3 protein-coding genes are annotated in these 10,579 nt (G+C 69.8%); all 3 read left to right on the top strand.

All coding sequences use genetic code 11. The features are described 5' to 3' along the window. Positions 1–646 precede the first annotated feature (646 nt). Positions 647–868, top strand: a complete 222-nt coding sequence (locus tag AC1DOC_RS06240) for a hypothetical protein (RefSeq protein ID WP_018904957.1) — start codon at positions 647–649, stop codon at positions 866–868. Between the two features lie 94 nt (positions 869–962). Next, a complete protein-coding gene (locus tag AC1DOC_RS06235; protein ID WP_478129547.1) occupies positions 963–9,155 on the top strand; it encodes a glycoside hydrolase family 94 protein in 8,193 nt (2,730 codons plus the stop codon). A gap of 739 nt (positions 9,156–9,894) precedes the next feature. Next, positions 9,895–10,579, top strand: a 685-nt coding sequence (locus tag AC1DOC_RS06230) for an ABC transporter substrate-binding protein (RefSeq protein WP_478129546.1), incomplete at its 3' end; no start/stop codon positions are given.

Raw genomic sequence — 10,579 nt, 5'->3', positions numbered from 1 at the left:
GAGCTGCTGGAGCCGCGATCACAGGCGCAGGTGCACACAAGAGCGTGGGCGTCGGCATGCCGAACATCCAAGGAGCCTGCAAAATGCCACGCCTATTTGTCCATGGCACGGTGTCTCCGCGCGCGAGCGCAGCAGGGAAGGAAACCTGCACGAGCCCTCCGCCAGCGAGCGCCGTCAGGTGCGGCCTCGATCTTTCCTATCATCCGCGACGGTCGGCCTGCTGCACTCACCGGACACTTCCCCCGCATCGAACTCCTTCGCCAGACGCATACGCACGGCCACAGCCGGCGATCCCTTGGGAGGTCGCCTCGCGCGTCCTGATGGAGCGACGACCAGGACAGCCCAATGACCCCGTCGCAGGAGAGCCTGGAGCGGTTGGCCACCAGGTCCATCTTGTTGCAGCGCAGCCGGATGCAAACGGTCTGTTGGCGCGCAAGAAGACGCCCCTTGCGTCGTTCGCCCCACTCCGATCGCAGGCGACAAAGATCGCTCACGGCGGCGTTGAATCGAACATGGAGCCCCCGTCCTACGGCACATCATCAAAACAGAGCCCCGTAAGGTCATTAAAGAGCGTACGGTCGGGAGACGTTCACAGTCCTCTCGCAATCGCGCGGCAGCTCGAAGTCGTAACACAGGAGCCGTCGCCATGTCGCTACCGCAGTCTCTCACTCATTCTCAGATCGATTTCATCGGGCGCGATGTCGAAGCCCTGGCCTCCCACATGCGCCATTGCGCACGCGCCCACGGGCGATGGTTTCCGGTGCGAAGCCACATGCAGCGGGTGCGCGCACTCCTTGCAGGCCGGGTCGTCACGATGGCCTGCGTTGCGGTTGCCTTCGTTGGTATGGGGCTGCTCGCCCTTGCTTGAGGGTGGCCGCGCCTGAACCGACCCGGGCTGCAAATTCGCCCGAGAGGGGGCGAACAGGCGGCACCCCCTTCGAATTCCGGACAAAGGCGGCGCGATGAGCGCCGCCTTTGTCGTGGGTCGGCTCGCAGATCTCAGCAGCTACGCGCGCACGCTGCTCCTTGCTCCCCATGAGCCGGTGGCACCGCCGATCCGCGCCGAATTCTTCGGAGCCCAGCGCTTCGAACAGCACGGCCACAGCCTGGCCCGCGCCCAGGCGATCGAACTGGACCCGCACCACGCACGCGAGGGAACGCCCTTTTTTCCGCGCGTAGACGAGAACCTCGAATCGCTGCGCAACGCCTTCGACTACATCGCGCTGATCTCGCAGAGCGGGCGCTATGTATCTCCCGCGGCCGAATGGCTGCTCGACAACTTCCATCTGGTGGAAGCGCAGCTCCAGCAGATCCACGACGGCGTGCCGCGCAGCTACTACGCGCGCCTGCCCAAGCTCGCCACGCCGCCGCTCGCGGGCCTGCCGCGCGTCTACGGCATGGCGTGGGCCTACGTGGCCCACACCGACAGCGTGCTCGACAAGACGCTGTTCACCGCCTTTCTCAACGCCTACCAGGACATCGACGAGCTCACGCTCGGCGAGCTGTGGGCGCTGCCCACCACGATGCGCGTGGTGCTGCTCGAAAACCTGCGCCGCCTGGCCGAGAGCATCGCGGAGAACAAGGTGGCATGCGAAATAGCACATGCGGTGTGGGACGCAGCGCCGCACCTGTCGACGCAAGACCTCGGCACGCTGTACCGCGCATTGCAAAGCCACAACCTGCAGGACGCCTACCTCACGCAGCTCTGGCAGCGCCTGCCGGTGGAGCATGGCGAGAACGTGCCGGCGCTGGTGCGCTGGACCGAACAGCACTGCCCCAACGGGCCGGCGCTGATCGGCGAGGCGCAGAACGCGCAGGCCGCGGCCAACCTCACGGTCGGCAACATCATCACCACGCTGCGCATGATCGGCCAGGTCGAGTGGAGCGACCTGATCGAACCCGTGAGCCGTTCGCTGCGCGTGCTGCGCGAGCTGCCGAGCTTCGCAGGCGAAAGCGAGCTTACGCGCCAGCAGATCACGCATGCGATGGAGCGGATCGCGCGCGACAGCGGCCGCTCCGAGCGCGAGGTGGCGCAGGCCGTGGTGCGGCTCGCGGCCGCTGCGCCGGCCGACGACGCAAGCGCCGGCAGGGATCGCGCCGACGGCACCGCCGGCTGCTACCTGTTCGGGCAGGGGCGTGGCGCGCTGCTCGCGGCACTGCAATCCGACGCAGCGATGGGCCGTGCCGGCGGTCCGGCAGGGGTCCGGCCGCGCCGCAGCCGCCACGGCTGGCGCCTGCCGGCCTATGTGCTCTTCATCGTCCTGGGCACCGCGTGGCTGCTGGCAGCCGTGGCGCACGGCCTGCCGCAGCCTCGCGGCTGGACCACGCTCGCAGCGATGGCGCTGCTCGCATGGCCGCTCTCGGAGGCGTTGATCGCGCTGGTGCAGCGCATCATGGCCGAGTCGGTGCGGGTGCAGGCGCTGCCGCGCCTCGACTTCGCGGCCGGCATTCCCGAGCGGCATCGCACGCTGGTCGTCATTCCCACGCTGCTGGGCTCGCCCGCGAACACCGCGCAGCTCGCCCATCGGCTCGAACTGCACTGGCTCGCCAATCGCGAGGCGCACGCCCAGTTCGCGCTGCTGACCGACTGGGCCGACGCGCCCCAAGCCTCGCTGCCGGAGGACGCGCCGCTGCTCGACGATGCCATTGCGCGCATTGCCGCGCTCAATGCGAAATACCCGGCGCCCGCCGGCGCGGCCTCGCGCTTCCTGCTGCTGCACCGGCCGCGCAGCTGGAGCGGTACCGAGGAACGCTGGATGGGCTGGGAGCGCAAGCGCGGCAAGCTCGAAATGCTGCTGCGCCTGCTGGCCGCCGGCGACGCCAGCGGCTTTCTGCCGCTGGCGTCGGGCCAGCAGCTGGCCCCGGGACCCACGCCCTATGTGCTGACGCTCGACAGCGACACGGGCCTGCCGCCGGGCGCGCTGCGCGAGCTGGTGTCGATTGCCGCCCACCCGCTCAATGCGCCCGAGATCGATGCGGAGAGTCGGCGCATGGTGGCAGGCTTCGGCATCCTCCAGCCGCGCATCGTGACGCCGTTCCCGATGCGCAGCGAGCGCTCGTTCTTCCACTGGATGTTTGCCGGGCAGTGCGGGCTCGATCCCTACGGCAGCGGCGCGTCCGACATCTACCAGGACGTGTTCGGCAGCGGCTCCTTCACCGGCAAGGGCCTGCTGAACGTGCGCGCGGTGCACGCCGCGCTCGACAGGCGCCTGCCCGACGGCGCGGTGCTGAGCCATGACCTGCTCGAAGGCACGGTCGCGCGCTGCGCGATGGTGAGCGACGTGGTGCTGATCGAGGACCACCCGCACCACGCGGGCGTGGCCGCATCGCGCGTGCACCGCTGGGTGCGCGGCGACTGGCAGCTGCTGCCGCTGCTGTGGCGCGCCAGGCACTTCGGCATCGACGCGCTCGGGCTCTGGAAGATGGGCGACAACCTGCGCCGCTCGCTGGTGGTGCCCGCCTCCTTCGCGCTGCTGGTGCTCGTGGTCTTCACGCAGGCCATGCCGCTCGGATGGGCGCTGGCCGCGGTCGCTTCGGCGCTCACGCTCGGGCCGCTGCTCGGTGCCTTGGCCGGGCTGGTGCCGACGCGCCGCGCCATCGAGCTGCGTCACTTCCTCGACGTCGGCGCGGTCGAGTTGCTGCGGGCCACGGCGGGCGCAGCCTGGCAGTTCGTGCAGTTGGCGGCGCAGACGCGCCTGCTGCTCGATGCGATGTTCCTGGCGACGTGGCGGCTGACGGTCAGCCGCAGGCACCTGCTCCAATGGACCACGACAGCGCAGGCCCAGGCCCAGGCCAGCCAGCAGCTGCCGCCCTTCCTGCGCAACGCGGCCCTCAGCAGCCTGCTGTGCCTGGCGCTGGCCGTGGTGGCGGCGCGCTGGAGCGCCTATCCGGTGGCCGGGCCGCTGATGTTCGTGGCCTGGGCACTGGCGCCGTTCGCAGCCTGGTGGAGCAGCCGGGTCGATGCGCAGGTGCCCGATCCGCTGCGCGCCGAACAACGCAGCTACCTCGAGAAACTGGCGCACGACACCTGGCGTTTCTTCGAGCACGTGGTCGGCCCGGAAGACAACCACCTGCCGCCCGACAACCTGCAGCTCGAGCCGCAGCCGACCATCGCCCACCGCACCTCGCCGACCAACATCGGCATGTACCTGCTGGCCGGCTGCTGCGCGCGCGAGTTCGGCTGGATCGACACCGCAGTGCTGCTCACGCGCATCACGGCCACGCTCGACACCGTCGACCGCATGCAGAAGCACCAGGGCCATCTCTTCAACTGGTACGACACGCAGACGCTGCAGCTGCTGCCGCCGGCCTACGTGTCCAGCGTGGACAGCGGCAACCTCGCGGGCCACCTCGTGGCCGTGGCGCAGGCCTGCCGCGCCTTTGCTGCCGAGGGCTGCCAGGGCCATGAGGAACCCGCGCTGGAGGCGCTGGCACAGCGCTGCGATGCGCTGCATGCCGGCATGGATTTCAGCGGCCTCTACGACCCCAAGCGGCACCTGTTCCACATCGGCCTGCGCGTCGAGGAGAACGTGCTCGACGCGAGCTACTACGACCTGCTGGCCTCCGAGTCGCGCCTCTTGAGCTTCCTGGCGATTGCGAAGGGGGACGTACCCCGCCGCCACTGGATGGCGCTGGGCCGGCCATTCATGCTGGTGGGTTTCCAGCCCGGGCTCAAGTCGTGGTCCGGCTCGATGTTCGAGTACCTGATGCCCACGCTCGTGATGCCAGAACCGGACGACGGCCTGCTGCAGGTGGCCAACAGCGCAGCCATCGCCGAGCAGCAGGCCTTCGGCCGCTCGCTGAACATGCCGTGGGGCGTTTCCGAATCGGCCTACTTCGCGCAGGACCATTCGCTGGCCTACCAGTACTCGCCCTTCGGCGTGCCGCGCCTCGCGCTGCGCCGCACGCCGCCCGCCGACCGCGTGGTGTCGCCCTATGCGAGCGCCATGGCCGCCGTGCTGGCACCGGCCGCGGCGGTGGCCAACCTGGAACTGCTCGAATCGCTTGGCGCGCGCGGCGAGTTCGGCTTTCACGACGCGGTGGATTTCACCATCTCGCGCCAGGCCGAGGGCCAGGACTTCACCGTGGTGCGCAACTTCATGGCGCACCACCAGGGCATGTCGCTGGTGGCGCTGTGCCATGTGCTGCGCGCAGAGGCACCGCGCCGCTGGTTCGGCAGCGCCGCGCTGGTGCAGGCACACGAGTCGCTGCTGCACGAACGCRCGCCGCGGCAGATCATCGGCAGCGCCGATCCGCGCACGCCGCCCGAACCCAGCCTGGCCGAACTGGCGCCGCTGTTCCAGCCCCGCTCGGTGGACCCGAAGGTGTCCGGCTTCCAGCCCACGCACCTGCTGTCGAACGGGCGCTACACGGTGGCCCTGCGCGCCAACGGCGCAGGCGTGAGCCGCTGGCACGCGTTCAACGTGACCCGCTGGCGCGACGACCCGCTGCGCGACGGCCACGGCACTTTCTTCTACCTGCGCGATATTGAGAAGGATGGAAAAAAGCACGAACTCGTCTCGCTCACCGCCCTGCCCGCGCCCGGCACCGGCTGGACCTACCGCAGCCGCTTTCTCGCCGAGCAGGTGCAGTTCGATGCATCTGGCGACGGTTTGCAGGTGCGCACCACGGTGCTGATCAGCCCCGAGGACGACACCGAGCTGCGCAACATCACGCTGCACAACGCCGGCAGAGAGACCCGCACGCTCGAGCTCGTCTCCTGCTTCGAGCCGGTGCTGTCGTACCCCAAGGCGGACGAGGCGCATCCGGCCTTCGCCAACCTGTTCGTCGAATCGCGCTGGGAGCCCGCGTGGCGCGCGCTGCTGCTGACACGCAAGCCGCGCCTGCATGGCGACCCGATGGTGGCGGCAGCGCACTTCCTCGCCTCGGTCGATGCCCATGTGCTTTCCATCGACTGCATGACCGACCGGCGCGCCTTCATCGGGCGCAACCGCTCGCTCGCGAACCCCGCGCTCGATGCGCAGCCGCTGGCGGCCGACGGTACGCCGGTGAACGGCCTCGATCCCATCGCCTGCCTGCGCGTGCGCCTGTCGATCGCACCAGGGGCCACAGCGCGCCTGAGCTTCGCGACCGCCGCCGACGAAAGCATCGAGGCGCTGATGCCCAGGATCGACCGCTACCTGGAGCCGATGCATGTGGAGCGCGCCACGCGCATGGCGGCCACGCTGGCGCAGGTGCGGCTGCGCGACCTGAGCATCGCGCCCGCGCAGACCTTCGCGCTGCAGGACCTGACCACCATCCTCACCTACACCACGCCGCGCGGGATGAAGGACCGCGGCCTCGTCGACCTGCGGCAGATCTGGCGCTTCGGCATCTCGGGCGACAAGCCCATCGTGCTGGTCGCGATCCATTCGATGAGCGGCATGGGGCTCATCAACGCATTGCTGCGCGCACAGCCGTGGTGGGGCTTTGGCGGGGTGGCCTGCGACCTGGTGGTGCTCAACAGCGAGCCGAACTCCTACCTGATGCCGCTGCAGCGCGAGATCGAAACCCTGCGCCTGCGCGTTGCGCACCAGACCCAGAACAGCTTTCCGCGCAACGACACGGCGGGCTTCCACCTGCTGCGCGACCACGAGGTGGCGCCTTCGGAGAAGGCCGCGCTTTCGAAGCTGGCACGCGTGGTGTTCACCGCCGATGGGCGCTCGCTCGAAACGCAGGTGGCGGCGCTGCACGAGGCGCGGGTCGACACCGGCGCGGACGCCGAGACCCCGGCCGCAGCGTCGCGTGCCGCCCTGCTGGCACGGCCCGCGGCGGCGCCTTCCGCGGAAGCGCCCGTGGGAAGCTTCGATGCCGAGAGCGGCGAGTTCCGCTTCGAGGTCGGCGCCGGAACCCGCACGCCGCGCCCGTGGATCAACGTGATCGCCAACGCCGGCTTCGGCTTCCAGGTGTCCGAATGGGGCACCGGCTTCACCTGGGCCGGCAACAGCCGCATGCACCAGCTCACGCCGTGGTCGAACGACCCGGTGCAGGACCCGGCCTTCGAACACTACCTGCTGCAGGACCTGGCCTCGGGCGCGCTGCTGCCGCTCACGCCGGCGGGCCAGGGTGCAGGGGATGGCGGCGAGGTGCGCCACCGCGTGCGGCATGGCCAGGGCTACACGGTCTTCGAATGCCGGCAACAGGAACTCGCACTCGAGACCACCTTCTTCGCGGACCGGGACGACGCCGTCAAGCTGGTGCACGTGCGCGTGCACAACCAGGGCGCCGGCCCGCGGCGCCTGCGCGCGCTCGGCATGGCCGAGTGGCAGCTCGGCGCCGCGCGCGGCGAACGGCGGACCGTTCATTGCTGGAAGCCCGAAGACCAGCCCGCGGTGTTCGGCCAGCAGCGTGAATCGAGCGCGGGCTTCGGCGGCAGCACGGCTTTCCTGCTGCTGGCGGGTTTGCCGGGCGCCACCCAATGGACCTGCGACCGCAACGAGTTCTTCGCCGGGCGCGGCATCGTCGAAGTGCCGGACACGCTGGCGCGGCGCGCCGGCGGCGGGCTCGACGCCTGCGCGGCCATCGGCGGCGAGCTGGTCGTCGGCGCCGGCGAGAGCGCCAGCTTCAGCTTCGTGCTGGGCCACGCCGACAACGCCGATGCGGCACTCGCTCTGGCCCGCCGCTGGCGCCAGCGCGACGTGCCCGAAGCCCTGGCGCAGGTGCGCGGCTTCTGGGACGAGCTGCTGGGCCGCCTGCAGGTGCGCACGCCCGATCCGCTGTTCGACGCCATGGCCAACCGCTGGCTCATCTACCAGACGCTGGCCTGCCGGCTCTGGTCGAAGGCCGGCTTCTACCAGGCCGGGGGCGCCTTCGGCTTTCGCGATCAGCTGCAAGATGCGATGGCCTTCGCGCTCACCGATCCCGCGCGGCTGCGCGAGCAGATCCTGGCCAATGCGGCGCGGCAGTTTCCCGAAGGCGACGTGCAGCACTGGTGGCACATGCCTGGCGGCGCCGGCGTGCGCACGCATTTTTCGGACGACCTGCTGTGGCTGCCCTTTGCGACGGCGCACTATGTCGAAGTGACCGGCGATGCAGCGCTGCTCGACCATGCGGTGGGGTTCATCGAAGGCCCCGCAATTCCCGAGGGCGCCGAAGACGCCTACTACGCGCCGCAGCACAGCGGCCGCACGGCCACCGTGTTCGAGCACGGCGCGCTGGCCATCGACCGCAGCCTGGCGACCGGCGTGCACGGCCTGCCGCTGATGGGCACCGGCGACTGGAACGACGGCATGAACCGCGTCGGCCACGAAGGCCGCGGCGAATCGGTCTGGCTTGCATGGTTCCTGTGCAGCGTGGTCGAGCATTTCGCGCCGATTGCGCAGGCGCGCGGCGAGCACGGCCGGGCCGCGCGCTGGAACGAGGCGCGGCGCGGCTGGATCGCTGCGCTGCACGATGCCGGCTGGGACGGCGCCTGGTTCCGCCGCGCCTTCTTCGACAACGGTGCGCCGCTCGGTTCGTCGGCCAGCGACGAGTGCCGCATCGACCTGATCGCGCAAGCGTGGTCGGTGCTCTCGGGCGCATCGGACGATGCCCACACCGGCCCGGCGATGGCCGCCGTGAAGGAGCATCTGCGCGACGAACCGGCCGGCCTGCTGCGCCTGTTGACGCCGCCCTTTGCCCGTTCGGCCAACCATCCCGGCTACATCCAGGCTTACCCGCCCGGCGTGCGCGAGAACGGTGGCCAGTATTCGCACGGCGCCGTGTGGGCACTGATGGCGCAGGCACTGCAGGGCGACCACGAAGCGGCATGGCAGAGCTTCGAGGGCCTGAGCCCGGCGCACCGCGCGATCCATCCCGGGCGCGGGCCCGCCTACGAACTGGAGCCCTACGTGATGGCCGGCGACATCTACGGCGCCGCGCCGTATGTCGGGCGCGGCGGCTGGAGCTGGTACACCGGCTCGGCCGCATGGCTGCACCGCGCCGCGGTCGAAACGCTGCTGGGCCTGCGCGTGAAGGGCCGCATGCTTTCGCTGACGCCGCGCGTGCCCGCGCACTGGCCGGGCTTCGAGATTGCGCTGCGGCTCGGGCATCGGCGCCTGACGCTGCAATGGGGAGCGCCCGATGCCGCCGCAACGCCCACGCACCATGCGGCCGTCGGCGAATGGCTCGATTGGCATTCACTGCCCCCCGGTGCGATCGTGCGGGTCTTGGCGTAGCCTGCATGTCGCGCGTTCGCAGGGACTTCCTGACCATGCGACAGGCGGGCCTCTTCGCCTTGCGAGCCTGCGAAGGGACGCTCCACACGGCAGGGTTCTGCGCGTGCGATGACACGCCATGCAGCTGCGCCAGTCACTCGCAGGCCCCTGTTCTGAAAACGAGCGGGGCGCAATCTTGCGTAGGTCGTCCAAGACGGGAACGACCGCGTCGGCCGCTCAAGTCGGCGGCGGCCCATCCACCGTGGCAGCACGCTCGACCACATTCAAGGGGAAGCCCACGCGGGACGACGGCAAGAAAGGACAAAAACGCAGCGGCGGCTGGTCGGACACGCCGTAGGCCCGCTGCACAGGCGAGACACGTCGCACGCGACTTCGCRCCGGCGCTGCTTCATGTCATGGATTGGCGAGTGGAACGGGCTCGCCGGCGGCGGCGCGATGCTTGCACCGCGACGCGACCGCGCCATGTCCAGGCGCGCCGCCAGGCACGTTCGCGGGCACCGAGCGAATTGCCCGCGATGCAATGTGCGCGCCCCCCGGTGCGCTGGCCCCTCTGCGCCCGCAGGGCGGTCCTTCGAACGGGCAATTGCGTCCGATGCAAGYATTGCGCACGCCACGAACCTCCCCGACGATTCGCGCATCACAACGATTCGTCTCGGAGACAATGTCCATGCGCTTCCACGCTTCGCTTCCCGGCTTGCTTCGCCGGCCCCTCTGCCTGGCGCTCTTGTCATGCCTCTGCATGGCCGCAGCCAACGCCGAGGGCAGCTACCGCATCGCGACCGAAGGCGCGTACCCGCCCTGGAGCTTCAAGGACTCGCAGGGGATGCTGCAGGGCTGGGACGTCGACATCGCACGTGCACTGTGCGAGAAGATGAAGGCCAAGTGCGAGATCGTCGCGCAGGACTGGGATGGCATCATTCCGGGCCTCGTCGCCCGCAAGTACGACATGATCGTGGCGAGCATGGCGATCACGCCGCAACGCCGCGAGCGCGTGGCCTTCTCGGCCAAGTACAAGGACACGATTTCGCGCTTCGTCGCGCGCAAGGGAATGCCGCCGGACGTCAGCCCCGCGGCACTGAAAGGCAAGAGCATCGGGGTACAGCGCGGCTCGGTCCAGGCGGCCTACCTCGCGCAGAACTACCAGGCCGCGAATCTCAAGTTCTACGACACGCCGCAGGCCGCCGAACTCGATCTCGTCGCCGGCCGCGTCGAGTACATCCTCGGCAACATGGTCACCTACCATGTCGGCTTCCTGAAGACGCCCGAGGCCAAGGACTTCGCGTTCGTCGGCCCGGAGCTCAAGGGCGGCATCCTCGGCGAAGGCAACGGCATCGCCGTGCGCAAGGACGATGGGCAGACCCTGGCGAGGATCAACGCCGCGCTGGAAGCGATCCGGGCCGACGGCACCTACGACCGCATCACGG

The sequence above is a fragment of the Variovorax sp. 01T439_2 genome, from assembly GCF_056398445.1.
Note: the sequence above shows the minus strand (reverse complement) of the source record. Positions and strands in the feature narration are given on the sequence as shown.